This window comes from Streptomyces sp. NPDC059477 (assembly GCF_042749375.1).
GTDB lineage: Bacteria > Actinomycetota > Actinomycetes > Streptomycetales > Streptomycetaceae > Streptomyces.
The window spans coordinates 1287-19310 of the sequence record NZ_JBHYUG010000007.1 but is presented as its reverse complement, the minus strand read 5'-3'; the positions used below and the strand labels follow the sequence as shown (position 1 = coordinate 19310).

At 72.6% G+C, this 18024-nt stretch carries 15 protein-coding genes; 6 read left to right on the top strand and 9 right to left on the bottom strand.

All coding sequences use genetic code 11. The annotated features are described in order from the left end of the window. Window positions 1–109 precede the first annotated feature (109 nt). Together ACFXAZ_RS05400 and ACFXAZ_RS05395 are read right to left on the bottom strand one after the other, a co-directional pair. On the bottom strand, window positions 110–529 hold the full coding sequence (locus ACFXAZ_RS05400; RefSeq protein WP_384585431.1) for an organic hydroperoxide resistance protein: 420 nt from the start codon (window positions 527–529) through the stop codon (window positions 110–112). A 115-nt stretch (window positions 530–644) separates the two neighbouring features. After that, on the bottom strand, window positions 645–1670 hold the full coding sequence (locus ACFXAZ_RS05395; RefSeq protein WP_384585428.1) for an NADP-dependent oxidoreductase: 1026 nt from the start codon (window positions 1668–1670) through the stop codon (window positions 645–647). Window positions 1671–1775: 105 nt separating this feature from the next. Between ACFXAZ_RS05395 and ACFXAZ_RS05390 the strand changes: the two genes are divergently transcribed. Next, window positions 1776–2210, top strand: a complete 435-nt coding sequence (locus tag ACFXAZ_RS05390; RefSeq protein WP_382685902.1) for a MarR family winged helix-turn-helix transcriptional regulator — start codon at window positions 1776–1778, stop codon at window positions 2208–2210. A 9-nt stretch (window positions 2211–2219) separates the two neighbouring features. After that, window positions 2220–2972, top strand: coding sequence for a class I SAM-dependent methyltransferase (locus ACFXAZ_RS05385; protein WP_384585425.1), 753 nt, complete (start codon window positions 2220–2222; stop codon window positions 2970–2972). Between the two features lie 99 nt (window positions 2973–3071). Here the strand turns inward: ACFXAZ_RS05385 and ACFXAZ_RS05380 are convergent, their stop codons facing one another. After that, window positions 3072–5366, bottom strand: a complete 2295-nt coding sequence (locus tag ACFXAZ_RS05380) for a glycosyltransferase family 4 protein (protein WP_384585422.1) — start codon at window positions 5364–5366, stop codon at window positions 3072–3074. A gap of 161 nt (window positions 5367–5527) precedes the next feature. Between ACFXAZ_RS05380 and ACFXAZ_RS05375 the strand changes: the two genes are divergently transcribed. Next, a complete protein-coding gene (locus ACFXAZ_RS05375) occupies window positions 5528–6736 on the top strand; it encodes an RNA-guided endonuclease InsQ/TnpB family protein (RefSeq protein ID WP_384585419.1) in 1209 nt (402 codons plus the stop codon). A gap of 13 nt (window positions 6737–6749) precedes the next feature. Here ACFXAZ_RS05375 and ACFXAZ_RS05370 read toward each other — a convergent pair whose 3' ends face one another. From ACFXAZ_RS05370 to wecB, 3 genes are all read right to left on the bottom strand, one after another. After that, entirely contained in the window at window positions 6750–8561 is a 1812-nt protein-coding gene (locus ACFXAZ_RS05370; protein ID WP_384585416.1) for a hypothetical protein, read from the bottom strand. A 295-nt stretch (window positions 8562–8856) separates the two neighbouring features. Beyond that, window positions 8857–9615 carry a class I SAM-dependent methyltransferase gene (locus ACFXAZ_RS05365; RefSeq protein WP_384585413.1) on the bottom strand — a complete coding sequence of 253 codons (759 nt, stop codon included), beginning with the start codon at window positions 9613–9615 and terminating at the stop codon, window positions 8857–8859. A gap of 325 nt (window positions 9616–9940) precedes the next feature. Continuing rightward, window positions 9941–11029: a non-hydrolyzing UDP-N-acetylglucosamine 2-epimerase gene (wecB, locus tag ACFXAZ_RS05360; protein ID WP_384585410.1), complete on the bottom strand. Its 1089-nt coding sequence runs from the start codon at window positions 11027–11029 to the stop codon at window positions 9941–9943. Window positions 11030–11209: 180 nt separating this feature from the next. Here wecB and ACFXAZ_RS05355 point away from each other — a divergent pair, with 180 nt between their 5' ends. The 3 genes from ACFXAZ_RS05355 to ACFXAZ_RS05345 all read left to right on the top strand — a co-directional run bounded on the left by ACFXAZ_RS05355 (window position 11210) and on the right by ACFXAZ_RS05345 (window position 15208). Next, window positions 11210–12673: a glycosyltransferase gene (locus tag ACFXAZ_RS05355; protein WP_384585407.1), complete on the top strand. Its 1464-nt coding sequence runs from the start codon at window positions 11210–11212 to the stop codon at window positions 12671–12673. A gap of 119 nt (window positions 12674–12792) precedes the next feature. Next, entirely contained in the window at window positions 12793–14055 is a 1263-nt protein-coding gene (locus tag ACFXAZ_RS05350) for a nucleotide sugar dehydrogenase (protein WP_384585761.1), read from the top strand. Window positions 14056–14086: 31 nt separating this feature from the next. Further along, window positions 14087–15208 (top strand): glycosyltransferase, encoded by a 1122-nt coding sequence (locus tag ACFXAZ_RS05345; protein WP_384585404.1) that lies wholly within the window; start codon window positions 14087–14089, stop codon window positions 15206–15208. A gap of 14 nt (window positions 15209–15222) precedes the next feature. Here the strand turns inward: ACFXAZ_RS05345 and ACFXAZ_RS05340 are convergent, their stop codons facing one another. The 3 genes from ACFXAZ_RS05340 to ACFXAZ_RS05330 are packed head-to-tail and all read right to left on the bottom strand — an operon-like array spanning window position 15223 to window position 17826. Next, window positions 15223–15828: a hypothetical protein gene (locus tag ACFXAZ_RS05340; protein ID WP_384585402.1), complete on the bottom strand. Its 606-nt coding sequence runs from the start codon at window positions 15826–15828 to the stop codon at window positions 15223–15225. A 34-nt stretch (window positions 15829–15862) separates the two neighbouring features. Then, window positions 15863–17080, bottom strand: a complete 1218-nt coding sequence (locus ACFXAZ_RS05335; protein ID WP_384585399.1) for a hypothetical protein — start codon at window positions 17078–17080, stop codon at window positions 15863–15865. Between the two features lie 2 nt (window positions 17081–17082). Then, the gene (locus ACFXAZ_RS05330) at window positions 17083–17826 is read right to left on the bottom strand and encodes an ATP-binding cassette domain-containing protein (protein WP_384585396.1); all 744 of its coding nucleotides are present in this window, start codon (window positions 17824–17826) and stop codon (window positions 17083–17085) included. Window positions 17827–18024 lie beyond the last annotated feature (198 nt).

Genomic DNA, 18024 nt, shown 5'->3' with positions numbered 1-18024 from the left:
CGACGGGCGCAGGACCGAGGCAGGGCGCCGGCCTGACGGAGCACGACGAACGGCGGTGACCGCGTCCCCCGGAGGGGCGTGCGGTCACCGCCGTCCTCGCGGGTGACCCTCAGACGAGCGTCACCGTGATGTTGCCGCGGGTGGCCTTCGAGTACGGGCAGACCTGGTGGGCCTTGTCCAGCAGGGCCCTGGCGGTCTCGGTGTCGACGCCGGGGATCGTGGCGGAGATCTCCACGATGATCCCGAAGCCGTCGGCGTTCCTGCCGATGCCGACCTTCGCGGTGACGGTCGAGCCGGAGACATCGGCCTTCTCCTTGCGGGCGACGACGGCGAGGGCGCCCTGGAAGCAGGCGCTGTAGCCGGCGGCGAACAACTGCTCCGGGTTGGTGCCGGTGCCGGAGCCGCCCATCTCCTTGGGCGGGTTGACGACCACGTCGAGCGTGCCGTCGTCGGTGGACACCCGGCCATCGCGGCCGTTCTCGGCGGTGGCGACGGCGGTGTACAGGACGTCGGACTGCTGAATGGGCATGGGGTTCTTCCTCCTCGGGTCCGCCGGGGACTCGCGCCCACGATCCCCGACGGTTTCGGAAAGAAGTTACCGCATGCCGGAAAGTCTCTGAAGGGGTGGCGGGCCGGTGAAGGGGTCAGAGCTTGACGATCATCTTGCCGGTGTTGTCGCCGCGCAGGACGCCGAGGAACGCCTCCAGGGTGTTCTCCACACCGTCGACCACGGTCTCGCGGTGCTTGAGCGCGCCCGAGGCGATCCAGGGGCCGACCTCCTGGACGAACCGCGGCTGGAGGTCCCGGTGATCGCTGACCAGGAAGCCCTCGATCCGGCCACGGGTCTGGATCAGCCGGCCGAGGTTGCGCGGGCCGGGGACGGGCTCGGTGGCGTTGTAGAGGGAGATCATGCCGCACAGGGCGATCCGGCCGTGCACCCTGAGCGCGCCGACGGCGGCCTCCAGGTGCTCACCGCCGACGTTGTCGAAGTAGACGTCGATGCCGTCGGGCGCGGCGGCGCCCAGCTGCTCGGCGACCGGCCCGTCCTTGTAGTTGAAGGCGGCGTCGAAGCCGTACTCGTCCAGCAGCAGCCGGACCTTCTCGTCCGAGCCGGCCGAGCCGATGACCCGGGCGGCGCCCTTGAGCCTGGCGATCTGCCCGGCCTGGCTGCCGACGGCCCCGGCGGCGCCGGACACGAAGACGGTGTCGCCCTCCTTCAGCGCCGCGATCCGCAGCAGCCCGGCGTAGGCGGTCAGCCCGGTCATGCCGAGCACACCGAGGTACGCGGCGAGGGGCGCGGCCTTGGGGTCCACCTGGACGGCGGCGGAGGCGTCCACGGCCGCGTACTCGCGCCAGCCGAGGCGGTGCAGGACGTGATCGCCGACGGCCAGTCCTTCGGCGCGGGACGCCACGACCTCGCCGACCGCCCCGCCGAGCATCGGCTCACCCAGCTCGTAGGGGGGTGCGTAGGACTTGGCGGCGCTCATCCGGCCGCGCATGTAGGGGTCGACGGAGAGGTAGCGGTTGCGGACCAGCACCTGACCCTCGCCCGGTACCGGGAGGGGGGCCTCGACCAGGGCGAAGTCCTCGGGCTTCGGCCAGCCGACCGGACGGCTGAGCAGGTGCCATTCACGGCTGAGAGCGGGGAGGGCGGGGTGAGTCGAAGACATGTGGGCGGGCTCTCCATTTACTTCAGTAGCTCATTAGTTCATTGACTAAAATAATCATGCTCTTTAATATTTCATGATGTCAAGTAACGGGGTACCCTGGGAAGCATGGCCACACCATCGCTCCCCCGGCGTCCCGACGCACTGACCTTGGAGGTGGTCGACCTGATCGGCTCGGTCGTGGCGCTCTACCACGAGGAGTACGAGGAGGCCGCCGCCGAGCACGCGCTGACCGGCGCGCAGGCCAAGCTGCTGAGTCTGCTGGCGCTGGAGCCGCTGCCGATGCGCAGGATCGCCCGGAAGCTGCGCTGCGAGCCGTCCAATGTGACCGGGATCGTGGACCGGCTGGAATCGCGCGGTCTCGCCGAGCGCCGCGCCGACCCGGCCGACCGCCGGGTGAAGCTGGCGGCGGCGACGGACGAGGGCCTGCGGGTCGCCCGCAGCCTCCGTGACTCCCTGCGTTTCGCCCGTGAGCCGCTGGCGGGGTTGAGCGAGGAGGAGCGCCTGGCGTTGCGGGATCTGTTGCGGCGGGTGGTGCCGTAGCCTCGCCGCATGGCGACCCTCTGGGACCTTCTCAAGGACTGCATCCCCGACGACCACGCCCGTCAGGTGACCTCGCGCTACTACGTGGACCAGGTCATGCAAGCGCCGGGCGCGCCGGGCCGGGTGGTGGACCTCGGATGCGGACGGGGCACCTCGGCCGCGCACTTCAAGCGGCACGACCCCGAGGTGCGCTGGGTGGGCGTCGACATCTGCGACTCCCCCGAGGCCCGGCAGCACCGGCCGAACGGCGACCCGGTGCTGCACTTCGACGGTGTCCGGCTGCCGTTCCGCACGGACTCGCTGCCGCTGATCTACTCCCATCAGGTCTTCGAGCATGTCGTGCGCCCGCGTGATCTGCTGGCCGAGATCGGCCGGGTGCTGGCGCCGGGCGGGGTGTTCATCGGCAGCACCTCGCAGTTCGAGCCGTACCACTCCTTCAGCCTGTGGAACTACACGCCGTACGGGTTCCGGGTGCTGGTCGAGGAGGCCGGGCTGGCGCTGGAGGAGATCCGGCCCTCGCTGGACGGCGTGACGCTGATCCTGCGCACGTACGACCATGAGCGCAAGGAGCGGTACGGGCGGTACTGGAGCGAGGAATCGCCGCTGAACGTGGAGATCGACGACTGGGGCAAGCTGACCCGGCGGCAGACGGCGCTGGTGAATCTGCGCAAGCTCACGTTCTGCGGGCAGTTCGCGTTCCGGGTGAGGAAGCGGGTTGAGGTGGGGGTCGAGGCGGGCGTCGAGGCGCGGGTGGGGGGCTGACGCGGGGGCGTCCGGGCCGGGAGCCTCGTATCTCTCATGGCCTGGACGCCCGTACGGGCCTGGCGGTCAGGACGCCCCCACATCTGGCGGCCCGTCGCCTCACCCGGACACCAGGAGGTCCGTCCACTCCTGGGCCACTCGCTCCAGTGAGAAGTCCTTCCGTACCTGGGTGCGGGCCTCCTGACCGGCCGCGCGCCAGCCGTGCTCGTCCAGGGAGTCCAGGGCGTCCGCCATCGTCTGCGGGTCCTGGTGGATCCAGCGCCGGTCATAGATCTCGTCCGCGCCCGGCCAGGGCAGCAGGGCGGGTACGGCGGCGGAGGCCATGCCCTCGGCCGGGGCGAGGTGGAAGGACTCGTCGTCACTGGTGGACAGGACGTGTCCGACGCGGCGCAGCCAGCTCGCCACGTCGGCGCCGAAGCCGTCGAAGACGACCGCGCCGGTCAGCAGCGGCGAGGTCTGCATCCGGCGCAGGACGTCGTCGAAGTGGGCGCGTTCCTCGGGCTTGTTCCAGATCCACCAGTACTCCCACGGCGGCTTGGACTTGATGGCGAGGTGCCAGCGCCGGTCGCGGGCGCGCAGGGCCTCCAGCACATCGAGGCCGAGGTCCATGCGTTTGCGGCTGGGCGCGATGCCGATCATGCCGAGCCGGAAGCGGGCGCCGGGTGCCTTGGGCCGGTCGAGCTGGTCGGTGTCGACCCAGTTCGGGACGACGGTGACCTTCGCCTCGGGCCAGCCGGTGTGCTCCAGGGTGCGGCGGGCGTAGTAGGTGCTGACGCAGATCACCCGGTCCACGTTCTCGATGGCGACCTGCTGGGGCCAGCCCGCCTCCAGTTCGAAGCGGTGCAGGCGGATGATCAGGCGGCTGCCGGGGCGTTTGTGGCGGCTGTACCAGACGGCGGCGGGGCCGCACCACTCCACGACGACCACGTCCGCCCACTCGGCGAGTTCGCGGCCGGCCACCGGGTCGTGGCGGGAGAGGGCGGGCCAGGCGTCGACGCGGACGTCGAGGCCGGGCAGGGCGCGGAAGTGGTCCATGAGCCGGGTGAGGAACTTGAGGTCGTGGCCCGCGACGCCGACCCGCAGCGGCCGGGGCCGGGCGGCGACGGCAGGGGGCGCGGCGGGGAAGGCGCGGTCGAGCTGGGTGCGCCAGCGGCCGGCCGCCGCGCTCAGGGTGTGGCGGGCGGCGGCCTCGCGGCAGCGGGCGGCGGCCAGGTGGCGGCTGCCGGGTTCGCGCACGGCACGGGCGATGGCGGCCACGGCGTCGTCGAGTCCGGCGCGGCCGGGGACGTACAGGGGGTAGTCGGTGCCCAGGAGTGCCTCGTGGGCGGGGGTGCGGTTGAGGACGACGGGCAGGCCGAGGGCGCCGAACTCCAGGACCTTGGTGGAGAGTTCGAGACTGGAGTCCAGCTCGGGCGCGCGCCAGCCGAGGCCCAGGTCGCAGTCGCCCGCGATGCGCATGGCTTCTTCGCGGGGCTGTCCGCCGTGGTGTTCGACGCCGGGCGTGCTGTGCAGCGCGCGGGCCATCGCGGGGCGGAAGCCGGGGTGGGCGGGGTCGTCGTGGATCTTGTCGCCAACGGTGTGGAGGGTGGCCCGGATGCCCTGTTCGGCGAGGAGGGCGGGGAGGCGGGTCATGGGGAGGGTGTTCCACAGGGGGGCGAACTTGCCGGTGTAGACGAGCCGGAAGGGGTCGTGGGGCTGGTCGGGGTGGGGCTGGTCGCCGTATGGCTGGTAGTCGTGCGGCTGGTCGTCGTGGGACCCGCCGTCGTGCGGCCGGTCATGGCCGGGCCGGTCATGGTCGGGGACCGGGGAGGTGGGTTCGGGTACGGCGGGCGGGCTGAGGACACACTTCCCGACCGCCTCCGGGATCCAGGTCTCCAGCAGGCAGCGCAGTTCCTCGGTCTGGCACAGCAGCCGCTGGGACGCCTCGGCGATCCTGGTGAGGTCGGCGCGGGCCTCCTCGGTCATCTCGGCGGCCGATTGCGGGATGTCGGTGAGGTAGGCCCAGATCCGGCCGTCGAAACGGCCTTCGGAGACGACCCGGGTGACGAGGCGCCGCCCGCGCAGCACGAGCAGATCGCAGGGCTCGGCGTCGTCGAGGCGGGCGAGGAGCCGTTCGGCCTGGACGGGCGAGAGCGGCCGGTCGGGGGCGCCCGGCACCAGCCGCTCCTCGTGCGGGCGCACCACGCGCACGCCGGGCAGCCCGGCCAGCGGATCGATCAGCCGCGCGGTCCGCACGGGCGCCTTGAGCACCAGCCGGGTCCGGCAGCCGGCGCCCGCGAGCACCTGCACGGTGGACTGGGCCCAGACGGCGGAGCCGTCGATGAGGTTGAGGTCGACGTCGCCGTAGACGAGCGCGTCGAGTGTGCGGCCGGGGCCGCTTCCCGCCGGAGTCATCGGGGCCTTCCTTCGTGGATACCCCCGGCTTCAGCCGGGGGAGGAAACGAAGCTCCTGCGGAGCAGGGCAGGGAAAGCCGGTTCGCCTCCGGGGCGGGCCGGCGTCCACCGGCCACCGGCCAACAGCCGCCACTCACACGGGAGCTAATACGATGTGAGGCATGACGCGGCAGGTCAAGCGGGCTTTCAAGTACCGCTTTTACCCCACGGACGAGCAGGCGGCTGAGCTGTCGCGCACGTTCGGCTGCGTCCGCCTCGTGTACAACAAGGCGCTGGAGGAGCGCACCCGGGCCTGGTACGGCGAGCAGCGCCGCATCTCCTACGTGCAGTCGTCCGCCGCGCTCACGGAGTGGAAGAAGGCCGGGGAACTCGGGTTCCTCACCGAGGTGTCGAGCGTCCCGCTCCAGCAGGCACTGCGGCATCTCCAGACAGCGTTCGCGAACTTCTTCGCCGAGCGGGCCAGGTACCCGCGCTTCAAGTCGAAGAAGAAGTCCCGCGCGTCGGCCGAGTACACCCGCTCCGGCTTCAAGTTCCGGGACGGCCGCCTCACCCTCGCGAAGATGACCGAACCCCTGGACATCCGCTGGTCGCGCCCCCTGCCCGAAGGCGCGGAGCCGACCACGGTCACCGTGTCCCGCGATCCAGCCGGGCGCTGGTTTGTTTCGATGCTGTGCGACGACCGCATCGCTCCGGCTCCGGTCACGACGAACGCGGTCGGCATCGACGCGGGCATAGCGTCCCTCGTGACCCTGTCCACCGGTGAGAAGATCACCAACCCGCGCCACGAGCGCCGGGACCGGGCCCGTCTCGCCCACGCTCAGCGGGAACTGTCGCGGAAAGCGAAGGGCTCGGCGAACCGGGAGAAGGCCCGCCGCCGCGTCGCAAAGGCCCACGCCCGGATCGCTGACCGGCGCCGGGACTTCCTGCACAAGCTGTCGACTCGACTCGTCCGTGAGAACCAAACGGTCGTGATCGAGGACCTCACCGTCCGCAACATGGTCAAGAACCACAAGCTGGCCCGCGCCATCTCCGACGCGGCCTGGCGTGATCTGCGGGCGATGCTGGATTACAAGTGCGCCTGGTACGGGCGCGAACTCGTCGTGATCGACCGCTGGTTCCCGTCCAGCAAGCTGTGCGGGGACTGCGGCACGGTCGCGGCGAAGATGCCGCTGAACGTCCGCGAGTGGACGTGCGACTGCGGCGCTGTGCATGACCGCGACGTGAACGCGGCGAAGAACATTCTGGCGGCCGGACTGGCCGTGTCTGCCTGTGGAGACGGTGTAAGACCTCAACGGGAGTCCTCCCGGACGGGGCGGTCGTCGGTGAAGCAGGAACCCCAGCGGGTGACCGCTGGAATCCCCCGCCTTTAGGCGGGGGAGGAAGTCAAGCCGGCTCCTTTCCACAGCAGGCGAACAGGCGGTGGCCCTGGCGGGCCCATAGCTCGGGTGGGGTGGTGGAGGTGTGCAGGGAGCGGCGTACGAGGAGGGGGCGCAGTTCGGGTACGAAGGTGTAGTCGTCGCCCGCGGGGGTGCTGCCCACGGCGTCGGCTCCGGAGTGTTCCTGGGCGCACAGCAGGTCCAGGAGCAGGGTGTCCGGGCGGTCCTCGGTGAGGTCGGTCCAGTCGGCGACCCAGGGGGCGAGGGGGGCACCGGTGCGGACGGTGATCCCGGCGGCGGTGAGTTCGTCCAGGCCGGTGGGGTCGGGGACGACCACCTCGGCGGGCCGGTGGAGCTGGCTGAGGACCTGGGCGGTGAGGCGGGCGATGCCGGCCCGGTCGCTCGGGGCGGCCACGACGCAGACGCGGCGGGTGTCCAGGGGGTCGGGGGCGCCGACGCGGCGGGCCAGTTCGGCCAGCCGTACCCGGGTGCTGCCGGTGCGGAAGGTCTCGCGGAGCCGTTCGCGGCCGTCCACCGCCGGGTCCAGGGCGGTCAGCGGCACCCCGGTGTCGGTGTCGATGACGGCGTCCCAGGTCAGCCGGGACAGTCCGGGGGCGGCGGACGGGGGGCCGTCCCGCCACAGGACGCAGGCGCGGCCCGCGACCCGGGCCTCGGTGAGCATCTCGGCCAGCCGGCGGTCCAGGTCGGGGGCGAAGCCGGTGCCGGTGTGCGCCCAGGGGCCGTAGCCGGTGCAGGCGCTGAGCTGGACGACGACGGCGTCCGGGTCGGTGCGCCGGACGATCAGCTCGCCGTCGTGCGGCAGGGCGGGGTTGACCACGGCGTCCGCGGCGAAGGCGGTGGCGGTGTCGTCGGTGAGGACGCCGGTGAGGACCAGGCGGTCGCGGGGGGCCGACGTGAACGCGCGGTGGGCGAGGTGCAGACGGCCGTCCTGGACGGCCTCCGCCTCGGCGGTCGCGGCGGCGGCGGTCCGGGGCGGCTTCGCGGGGGCCGATTGCGCGGTCCGTCCGCGCCACAGCCCGTACAGCTCCTTCGGCAGCCGGGACGCGCCGCGTTTCGGGGAGCGGGCCGCCGAGACCAGGGCGCGGCCGACCCGGAGCGAGGTCGAGCCCTCCAGCATGGCCACCCGTGCCTGGAGCACCTCGACCCGGTCCCGGGCGCCGCGCAGGGCGCCGGAGAGGCGGGCCTTCTCCCGTTCGGCGGCGGCCAGTCGCTCGGCGAGTCCGTCGCTGCGCTCGGAGCCCCGGGCGGCCTCGGTCTCCTCGACCGTCCGCTCCAGGTCCAGCACCTTCGCGCGAAGCGAGCGGGAGACCAGGTCGGCGAGGACGTACTCGTCGGCGATCCGCAGCGCGGTGGTGAAGCCCTCGGCCGGGACCGGGCGGCCGAACCAGTCGTCGGGGGGCAGGAGTTCATCGGTACGGGCGAACACCGCGCCCGCGTGGAGATGGACGTAGTCGAGCGGGGCGGCGCGCAGCACCTGGCAGTGGTGGGCGACCAGGGCGTCGAGCAGCCGGTGGTAGGGCAGGTCGGGGCCCCGGTGCCCGAAGACGATCAGGCCGCGTCCGCCGGGGCGCATCCGCTCCAGTACGGCGAGGACGGCGGACTCGGTGCCGTGCAGCCGGGCGTCGGGGCCGTAGGAGACGAGCACCAGCTCGCCCTGCCCGGCCCCCTGCGCACCGCGCCGGAGCGTGACGCCGTCGGGGAGGTGGAGATAGGGCTCCAGGTCGAGGGCGCCGGGGGTGGCGTCCACGACGGTGGTGACGCCGTCGAGATGGGGGCGGAGCAGATCGGTCAGACGCATCGGCTGGTCCTCGTACGCTCGGTCGCGCGCGGCGGCGGGTGCTTCGGGGGGTGGTGGGGGTAGGGCGGGGAGCCCGCCGGGGCACGGCGAAGGCGGGGCGGGGCGCCCGCCGAGAGCGGGCGGAAGCCTGGCGGCACGCCCACCGGGGCGGGGCGGGGGCGAGGCGACGCGCCCGCCGGGCGGCGGCGGGAGGCCGGCGTGGAGTCGGCCGTGCGGCGGGGAGACCGGCGCGGCGAGTCCCGGAGTCGGCGGGCTGCGCGCGGTGTCGAGTCCGCCGGCCGGTCGGCCGCGCGCATCAGCGGACCCTCGTGAAGACGTGGAAGCCGACCTCGTTCTCGCGGAAGCCGTACGGGGTGAAGGTCGTGGGGCGCAGGCCGAGCGGGGTCAGGACGGCGGCGTACTCCGTCGCCGTGCGGTGGACGATGTAGTCGCCTCGGAGGCGGCGTGCCGGGGCGTTCTCGTCGGTGATGATCAGGCGGCCGGTGATGCGGACCAGGGAGGCGAGGTTGCGCAGGGCGGCGGACCACTCCTCGTCGTCCAGGACGTGGAAGAGGACGTCGAGGCACAGGACCGTGTCGTAGGGCCAGGGGCTGCGCCAGGCGTCGAGGGCGGCGACGGCGTAGCGCGGGCCGCCGCCCTCGGCGCGGGCGTGGGCGACGGCCTGTTCGCTGGTGTCGAAGGCGTCGACGCGGTGGCCGCACCGGGCGAGGGCACGGGCGAAGTGGCCCTTGCCGCAGCCCGCGTCCAGGACGAACAGCGGGGCCGTCGGGTCGGCCAGGTCGCCGATCAGGGGGAGCAGCGCGCCGAGGCGCAGCGCGTAGAAGATCTCGTTGCCCGCCCGGTCCAGGCCGATGTGACCGCCGGAGGCGAGGTGGTCGTGGACGCGGTGACGGGTGTCCCAGTAGGTACGGGTGACCGCGCTGCCGGAGGGTTCGTGGGGCCGGGTGTCCTCGGGCGTGAAGGAGAGCGCCCCGGCGCTGCCGATGGGTGTGGTGCCGTCGGCCGTGCAGGGGTCCGACCCGCCGGTGCCGTCACCGGCCACGGGCAAGCCCATCCCCCCGCTGCCACCAGGCCCGACGTCCGCTGCCATGGACGCGCCCGCGCGCCCACGCCCGTATGACCCGGCACCCCCGGCCATGGAGAAGCCCGCCCCACCACCGCCGTGACGCCCAGCACCGCCAAGCGCGGAAAGGCCCGCCCCACCACCGCCATCGAGCCCACGCGCCCCGGCGCCCCCAGCCACGGGCAAGCCCATCCCCCCGCTGCCATCAGGCCCGACGCCCGCTGCCATGGACGCGCCAGCGCGCCCGCTCCCGTATGACCCGGCGCCCTCCGCCGCAGAGAAGCCCGCCCCGTCACCGCCAAGAAGCCCGGCGCCCTCAGCCATGGTGGTCCAGCCAGCGTGTGATGGTCCTCGCGATACGCGGGCCCGCGTGGCCGTCCCACAGGGGTGGGCCCTCTGTTGGGGGGTGGGTCGTCGTGTCCAGGATTTTGCGCAGGGCGGGGACCAGTTCGGTGGGGGCGACCAGGCGGTTGGTGCCGTGGGTGACCGTGACCGGGCGTTCGGTGGTCGTGCGCAGGGTCAGGCAGGGGACGTTCAGGACCGTCGTCTCCTCCTGGACGCCGCCCGAGTCGGTGATCACGGCGGCGGCGCCCCGCACCAGGCTCATGAACTCGACGTACCCGAGGGGGTCCAGGATGTGGATGCCGGGGGCGTCGGCCAGCCCCGCCGCGCCCAGGGCCGCCCGGCCCCGGGGGTGCAGGGGCACGGCGAGGTCGATCAGCCGGGCCGCCTCGGTCAGGGCGTGCACGGCGGCCCGTACCGCCTCCGGGTCGTCCACGTTGGCGGGGCGGTGCAGGGTGACCACGCCGTAGCGCTCGGGCAGGGCGTGGGACGTACGGGCCGCGGCCGGGTCGAAGCGGTCCACGTGGGTGAGCAGGGTGTCGATCATCGGGTTGCCCACCAGATGGATCCGGTCGGCCGGGACACCCTCGCGGGCCAGATGCCCGATCGCCTCGGGGCTCGTCGCGAAGAGCAGCTCGGCGAGCTGGTCGACCAGGCGCCGGTTCACCTCCTCCGGCATCGCCATGTCGAAGCTGCGCAGCCCGGCCTCCACATGGGCGAGCGGGATGCCCAGCTTGGCGGCGACCAGGGCGGCGGCCAGGGTCGAGTTCACATCGCCGTAGACGATGACCAGGGCCGGATCCCGGGCGATCAGCTCGCCCTCCAGGGCGATCAGCAGCTCGGCCGTCTGGCGGGCCTGGCTGCCGGAGCCCACGCCCAGGTCGGTGTCCGGCCGGGGCAGACCGAGCTGCCGGAAGAAGATGTCCGACATCCGCTCGTCGTAGTGCTGGCCGGTGTGCACCAGGACCTGATCACAGCCCGCCGCGCGCAGCGCGGCCACGACCGGTGCGGCCTTGACGAAGTTCGGCCGGGTGCCGACGACGTGGAGTACGCGCCCGTTCATGTGACCCCGTTCATGTCGTCCTTCATGTCGTCCCTCTACCTGCCTGCTGCATGACCTGCTTCACGACCTGCTGCATGACCTGCTGCATGACCTACGCCATGACCTACGCCATGACCTACGCCATGACCTACTTCATGCTTCATATCGCACTTATCCATTTTTTCCATCTAACGTGATGTCATGTCACGCCATATCCCCACACCATCCCCTCGCGCGCTCAGTCTGGCCGCTTCCGTGGCCTGGGGCGAGCTGCGCCATGACCCCGTCCGGGCGATGCTGCTGGGGGTGCGGATGCTGCCCCCGCCCGTGCGGCGGCGGGCCGGGTCGCTCGAACGGCGGCTCGCCGCGCGGGCCCGCGCGGCGGGTCCGGCGGCTGCTCCGGACGGGGGACGGGTGGCCCCGCCGCTCCCCCGGTCGGCGGTACGGCCGGTGCCGGGGCGGGTGCTGCACCTGGTGACCAACTCCCTGCCGGTCAAGCACGCCGGATACACCGTGCGCACCCAGAAGATCGCCGAGGCGCAGCGGGCGCTGGGTCTCGATCCGCATGTGGTGACCCGGATCGGGTTCCCGGTGGCACAGGGGGTGATGGCGGCCCGGCCGGTGGAGTCGGTGGCCGGCGTCCCGCACCACCGGCTGCTGCCCTGGTGGCTGCCGTACGGGCAGTCCGCGCTGCTGGCCCGTGACGCGGAGCTGGCCGGGCGGCTGGTGGAGCGGCTGCGCCCGGCGGTGCTGCATCCGGCGACCGACCACGGCAACGGACGGGTCGCGCTGGCGCTGCGCGCGTCCTACGGGCTGCCGGTGGTGTACGAGGTGCGGGGCTTCCTGGAGGACACCTGGCTCACCCAGGCACCCGGCCGCACCCCCGCCCACCCCAGTTACCGGGCCCGGCGCGAGCTGGAGACGTCCGTCATGCGCGAGGCGGACCTGGTGCTGACGCTGGGCGCGGCGATGAAGGCGGAGATCGTGGGACGCGGGGTGCCCGAGGAGCGGGTGCTGATCGTGCCGAACGCGGTCGACGCGGCGTTCCTCGCTCCGCCTCCGGACGGGGCGGCGCTGCGGGCGCGGCTCGGGATCGCGCCGGAGGACTTCGTGGTCGGCACGGTCAGCACCCTTGCGCCACACGAGGGAATCGGCACGCTGCTCCATGCGGGTGCCGCGCTGCGGCGGCGCGGGGTGCCGGTGCGGCTGCTGATCGTGGGGGACGGACCGCAGCGGGCGGAGCTCGCGGCGCTGGCCGCGCGGCTCGGTCTCGACGACGGTACGGCGCTGTTCACCGGGCGGGTGCCGCACACCCAAGTACGCGCGTATCACGCGGTGTTGGACCTGTTCGCCGTGCCGCGCACCGATGAGCGGGTGTGCCGGACGGTCACCCCGCTGAAGCCGGTGGAGGCGATGGCGAGCGGGCTGCCGGTGGCCGCCAGCGACCTCCCGGCGCTGCGGGAACTCGTCATGCCGGGTGAGACCGGACAGTTGATTCCACCCGACTCCCCGCAATCCTGGACTGAAAGTATGGAAAAACTCTATTACGGTCATAACCGGTACGAATGGGGATCGGCCGCGCGCGAGCTAGTGGCCCGCGACCGCACCTGGACGCGGGTCGCCGAGACGACCCGCGAGGCGTACCGCGCCCTCGGCGCTGTCTGAGGCGCGGGCCGCGCGGGTGCAGCCACCACCGCTGACGGGGAGGAATGCCCATGCAGGCCGCGCGCAGTAGTCAGACCACGGACCCGGAGATCACGGCCCCGGAACCCACGGACCCGGAGATCACGGCCGAGCTGGCGGTGATCGGGCTGGGCTATGTCGGACTGCCCCTGGCCCGGGAGGCGGCGACGGTCGGCCTGAGGGTCGTGGGCCTGGACCGCGACCCCGGCATCGTCGCGTCGCTCAACGCCGGACGCTCCCATGTGGACGACGTCCCGGACGACGACGTACGCGCGATGCTGGCCGCCGGATTCAGCGCCCACACCGACCCCGGCTGCCTGGCCCGCGCCCAGACCGTGGTGATCTGTGTGCCGACGCCGCTGAACAGCGACGGCGGGCCCGATCTGAGCGCGGTCACCGCGGCCGTGCAGGAGATCGCGGCCCGGCTGCGGCCCGGACAGCTCGTCGTCCTGGAGTCCACGACCTACCCGGGCACCACCGAGGAGGTCGTACGGCCGCTGCTGGAGCAGGTGTCGGGGCTGCGGGCCGGTCAGGACTTCTCGCTCGCCTTCTCCCCCGAGCGCATCGACCCCGGCAACCCGGGCTTCGGGCTGCGCGACACCCCGAAGGTGGTCGGCGGCTGCACCCCCGCCTGCGCCGCCCGCGCGGTCGCCTTCTACGGCAAGCTCGTGGACACCGTCGTCCAGGCCAAGGGCACCCGCGAGGCCGAGATGGCCAAGCTGCTGGAGAACACCTACCGGCATGTCAACATCGCCCTGGTCAACGAGCTGGCCGTGATCAGCCACGAGCTGGGCGTCGACCTGTGGGACGCGATCCGCTGCGCGAGCACCAAGCCGTTCGGCTTCCACGCCTTCCGCCCCGGCGCCGGGGTCGGCGGCCACTGCATCCCCATCGACCCGAACTACCTCTCGTACAAGGTGCGCTCCTCGCTCGGCTACGAGTTCCGGTTCGTGGAGCTGGCGCAGGAGATCAACCGGCGGATGCCCGAGTACGTCGTGCGCCGCGCCCAGGATCTGCTCAACCACGCCGGACGGCCGCTGCACGGCTCCCGGGTGCTGCTCCTCGGGGTCACCTACAAGCCGGACATCGCCGACCAGCGGGAGAGCCCGGCGGTGCCGGTGGCCCGGCTGCTGCGCCGGCGGGAGGCGGACGTCCGCTTCCACGACCCGTACGTCCGTGAATGGACCGTGGACGGTGTGCCGGTCCCGCGTGTGGACGACCCGATGGCCGCGGTCGCCGACCACGACCTGACGATCCTGCTCCAGGACCACTCCTCCTACGACCTGCCCGCCCTGTCCGACGCGGCCCGGCTGCTCTTCGACACCCGGGGGCGGATCTTCCGGCCCGGCGTCGAAGTGCTCTGACCTCGCGCGGGAGCCGAAAGGTGCTGCTCTGATGCGGATACTCGTGGTCACCGTCGTCCACCATCCGGAGGACGCGCGCATCCTCCACCGGCAGATCGCCGCGCTGAAGGAGCGCGGTCACCAGGTGATGTTCGCGGCCCCGTTCGCCGCCCGCCAGGTCACCCCGCGCCCGGACGTGGAGGGCCTGGACCTGCCCCGGGCCGCCGGACGCGACCGCCGCACCGCCCTGCGCGCGGCCCGCACCCTGCTGGCCGAGCGCGGCCCGGACGCGGACGTCGTGATCCTGCACGATCCGGAACTGCTGCTCGCCCTGCCCGGCACCCTGCGCCGCTGGCGCCGCGAGGGCCGCGCCCCGGTGACGGTGTGGGACGTGCACGAGGACACCGCGGCGGCCCTGGTGATGAAGCGCTGGGTCCCGGCCCCGCTGCGGCTCCCGCTGCGGGCGGCGGTACGGGCCGCGGAACGCCTCGCGGAACGGCACGTACGGCTGCTACTCGCCGAGGACGCCTACCAGGAACGTTTCCGCAAGCCGCACCCCGTCGTCCCCAACCTCCCGGTCGTGCCCCGCGAGCACCCCGCGCCGCCCGGCCCCGACCGGGCCGTCTACCTGGGCCATCTCTCCCGGGCGCGCGGCGCGCTCGACCTGATCGAGACCGCGCGGCTGCTGGCCCCCGAGGTACGGGTGGAGGTCGTCGGCGCCGCCGACCCCGATGTCCGTGACGCGCTCACCGCCGCCGACCGCGACGGCGTGCTGCGCTGGCACGGCTACCTCCCCAACGACCGCGCGCTCGGCCTGCTCTCCGGCGCCCTGGCCGGGCTCTCCCTCCTGCACGACCAGCCCAACTACCGTCACTCGCGGCCCACCAAGGTCGTCGAGTACATGGCCCACGGCATCCCCGTCGTCACCACCCCGAACCCGCTCGCCGTCGACCTGGTGCGACGCCACCGCTGCGGCCTCGTCGTCCCCTACGAGGACCCGGCGGCGGCGGCGATGGCGGTACGACGCCTGCGCACCGACCCCGACCTACGGCTCGGCTCCGCCGAACGCGGCCGGGAGGCGGCCCTGTCCGAGCTGGACTGGACCGACCGGGGCGCGGAGTTCGTGGACCTGCTGGAACGGTGGACGAAGGAACCGGAGGGTGTGCTCGTCTGACACACGCGCGGCGCTCAGCCGCCCTCGGCATGAGCACGGCGGGTGACGGCACGAGGGAGAAGGGACACGGCGATCCCGGTGACCGCCAGGGCGACGGCCACCAGGAAGGACGGCAGACTCGCCGCTTCGTGCAGTGGCCACGCCCACCTGTGGGGTCGCCCGTTGCGGACGCCGAAGGCGGCGCATCCGATCGGGAGAAGGGTGATGGCCACCGCCGTGACGCTGTGGCCGATGAGCGGACGGAGCAGCAGGGCGAGCCCGAGGTAGCCAAGGAAGTTGCGCGCCATCCCCGCGGCGAGCACGTGGCCCGTCATGGACGCGATGGACCAGCCTCCTGTCACCGCCAGCAGGCAGCAGGCCGTCATGAATCCGGTGTCCCACCGCTTCACCGGGCGGACGGCGGTTGCTTCGAGGGCGCTCATCCCCCGCGACTGGCCGTACAGGATGAGGCATACCGGTACGAGCGGAAGGAGGAAGGGCAGCGGCATCTGGAAGGACACTCCGCCCAGGACCACCGGGACCGGGATGTGGATGGAATCGGCGAGGGCACCGAGGAGCAGGCAGGCGACCAGGCTCGCGCAGACAGCGGGCACGCGGCGTACGCGAAGCCACCAGTCCATTGGGTTCTCTCCGTGGTGTGCGGTGGTGGCACGCTCAGAAGTGGGCGGGGTCGAGGTCGGGTTGCAGATCGCATCCGGTGACCGTTTCCGCGTTGCGCTGGAACCAGGCGGCCTGCACCGGGTCGGGCTGCTCGCGAACCCGCGTGGCCGTCTCCACATCCTCCGGCGCATAGCGCGAGGCCACGATCCGGACGTCCGCTCCGGCGGTGACGGTGAGCCAGACACTGAGCGGCCCCGCAGCCACGGCTCCGGGCCACTGCCCGCTCTCCGCACACTTCGGAATGTCCTGGGGCAGCGCGCTCAGCGCGACGAGGGCGCGGACGTCGTTCGACGACGGTGTGGATGCTCTCGGCGACAGCTCAGGAGCGGTCGCCACACCGAATGCGGCCAGGCGGGTACGGGCGTCCGTCGCCCACTCGACGACATCGGTGGCGGCCCGGCGCTGCTCGGGCCAGAGGCAGACCCGCGGCTGGGTGCTGGAGCAGGTGCGCAGGGCGGGCGAACGGGATTCCGCCGCGCTGTATCCGAGAGGACGGACGACCCAGGCCGCGGTGGCCACCATCACGGCCAGGACGACCGGCGCGGTGATCCGCGGCCCCCATCGACTCGTGGTCGCCAGCCACGCGGCCACGATCAGGCCGACCGACACGAGCAGGGGCGCCAGGATGCTCCGGGGTTCCGGCACCTGGTCGAGCGCACAGCATTCCGCGAGGTTGGTGGCGTTCAGTTGCCGGACCCAGAAGACGTCCATCGACGCCGGATAGGCCATCCACACGAAGCTGCCCACCAGTGCCGTCGGGACCGCCAGCAGCCGTGGCAGGGAGAGCCCGATGACGTACCCGACGGCGGTGTGGGCCGTGATGACCAGCAGTTCCAGAGCGAGTACGGCCGTGGAGATCCGGTCGGGAACGCCCTCGGCCTGCGGCAGGAGCAGCCCCAGGGCCAGCACCACGGCAAGGGTGCCCACAACGAGCGTCGGCGCCAGGGCAGTCAGTGACACGGTGCCGAAAGTGCGCGCCGGTGCCTGCTGGAGGACCTGGGACCGCCGGAGCCGCAGGCCCTCCCAGGCGCCGCAGGCAGCCACGGCCGGGGCCGTCCAGACCAGCAGCGACGTTGTCTGCGCGGCGATCGACGGCCAGTAGCCGCGCGTCACGAGTTCGGTGACATTGCCGCTGTAGAGGAGCAGCCACAGGATCAGCGGGATGCCGATGCGCGGGGCGATCGACACGCGCAGCACGGTACGCCACGGCATGTCTACACCTCCTCTTCGACGAGACCGGTGTAGGCCGCTTCGGCCCGCCGCTCCTTCTCGACCTGCCGAGGCGCCAGGTCGAGAAAGGACGCGGTGGGCCCCTGGAAGAGGATTCGCCCCTGGTCGAGCAGGAGAACCGAGTCGTAGCTGTCCGCCAGATCGTCCGTCTGATGGGTCGAGACCACGAAACTCGCCTGGTCCTTGAGCCTCTCCAGAAGAGCGCGGAAGACCCGTCGCTGCGCCGGGTCGAGGCCGGCGGTCGGTTCGTCCATGAGGACCACCCGCGCCGAGTGCACGAGTGTCTGGGCGATGCCGAGGCGCCGTAGTTGGCCCCCCGACAGGTGTTCGGCGGACCGGTCGGCCAACTCGCCCAGACCGACCCGCTCGATGGCGGCCAGCGAGCGGTCCCACGCGTCCCGTCGCGACAGGCCCTTCAGCCACCCGGCATACGCTGTCTGCTCCCGAACCCGCAGCCCGGGGACCGCGGTCACCCGCTGGGGCAGCCAGCCGACCTGCCGCCGGTACTCCTTCAGATCCCCTCGCCGACCGGTGTCGAGGTCGCCGAGCGTCACACGGCCCCTGCGGGGTCTGAGCGCGGAGGCGGCTAACGCCAGCAGCGTCGACTTACCGGCACCGTTCGGCCCGAGAAGCACCGAGCACCCTGACGGAATGTCGAGCGTCAGGTCGTCCAGGACGAAATCCCGGCGCCGGTACCCGAAGGAACAATGCGAGACGTTGATGGTCATTCTGGTCCTCGGTTCACTTCCATGAAGGTGCGGCCCCACCGGACATCACACTTCTCTCACACCCGTTGAACGGCCCCCCACCCCGCCCCGTACCTAAGGGCGGGCCCCGCGGACCCCCCCCCGCGCCGCCCACAAACACCCGGCCCCCGCGGCCCCCCCCCGCCCCCCCCCCCCAGAGCGGGCAGTGTGTGTGACACT

Coding starts and splice junctions, on each gene's coding strand:
- ACFXAZ_RS05340 (WP_384585402.1), bottom strand. CDS start 15,828: ATGGACTGGTGGCTTCGCGTACGCCGCGTGCCCGCTGTCTGCGCGAGC.
- ACFXAZ_RS05345 (WP_384585404.1), top strand. CDS start 14,087: ATGCGGATACTCGTGGTCACCGTCGTCCACCATCCGGAGGACGCGCGC.
- ACFXAZ_RS05395 (WP_384585428.1), bottom strand. CDS start 1,670: ATGTCTTCGACTCACCCCGCCCTCCCCGCTCTCAGCCGTGAATGGCAC.
- ACFXAZ_RS05330 (WP_384585396.1), bottom strand. CDS start 17,826: ATGACCATCAACGTCTCGCATTGTTCCTTCGGGTACCGGCGCCGGGAT.
- ACFXAZ_RS05335 (WP_384585399.1), bottom strand. CDS start 17,080: ATGCCGTGGCGTACCGTGCTGCGCGTGTCGATCGCCCCGCGCATCGGC.
- ACFXAZ_RS05355 (WP_384585407.1), top strand. CDS start 11,210: ATGTCACGCCATATCCCCACACCATCCCCTCGCGCGCTCAGTCTGGCC.
- ACFXAZ_RS05370 (WP_384585416.1), bottom strand. CDS start 8,561: ATGCGTCTGACCGATCTGCTCCGCCCCCATCTCGACGGCGTCACCACC.
- ACFXAZ_RS05400 (WP_384585431.1), bottom strand. CDS start 529: ATGCCCATTCAGCAGTCCGACGTCCTGTACACCGCCGTCGCCACCGCC.
- ACFXAZ_RS05380 (WP_384585422.1), bottom strand. CDS start 5,366: ATGACTCCGGCGGGAAGCGGCCCCGGCCGCACACTCGACGCGCTCGTC.
- ACFXAZ_RS05385 (WP_384585425.1), top strand. CDS start 2,220: ATGGCGACCCTCTGGGACCTTCTCAAGGACTGCATCCCCGACGACCAC.
- wecB (WP_384585410.1), bottom strand. CDS start 11,029: ATGAACGGGCGCGTACTCCACGTCGTCGGCACCCGGCCGAACTTCGTC.
- ACFXAZ_RS05375 (WP_384585419.1), top strand. CDS start 5,528: ATGACGCGGCAGGTCAAGCGGGCTTTCAAGTACCGCTTTTACCCCACG.
- ACFXAZ_RS05390 (WP_382685902.1), top strand. CDS start 1,776: ATGGCCACACCATCGCTCCCCCGGCGTCCCGACGCACTGACCTTGGAG.
- ACFXAZ_RS05365 (WP_384585413.1), bottom strand. CDS start 9,615: ATGGGCTTGCCCGTGGCCGGTGACGGCACCGGCGGGTCGGACCCCTGC.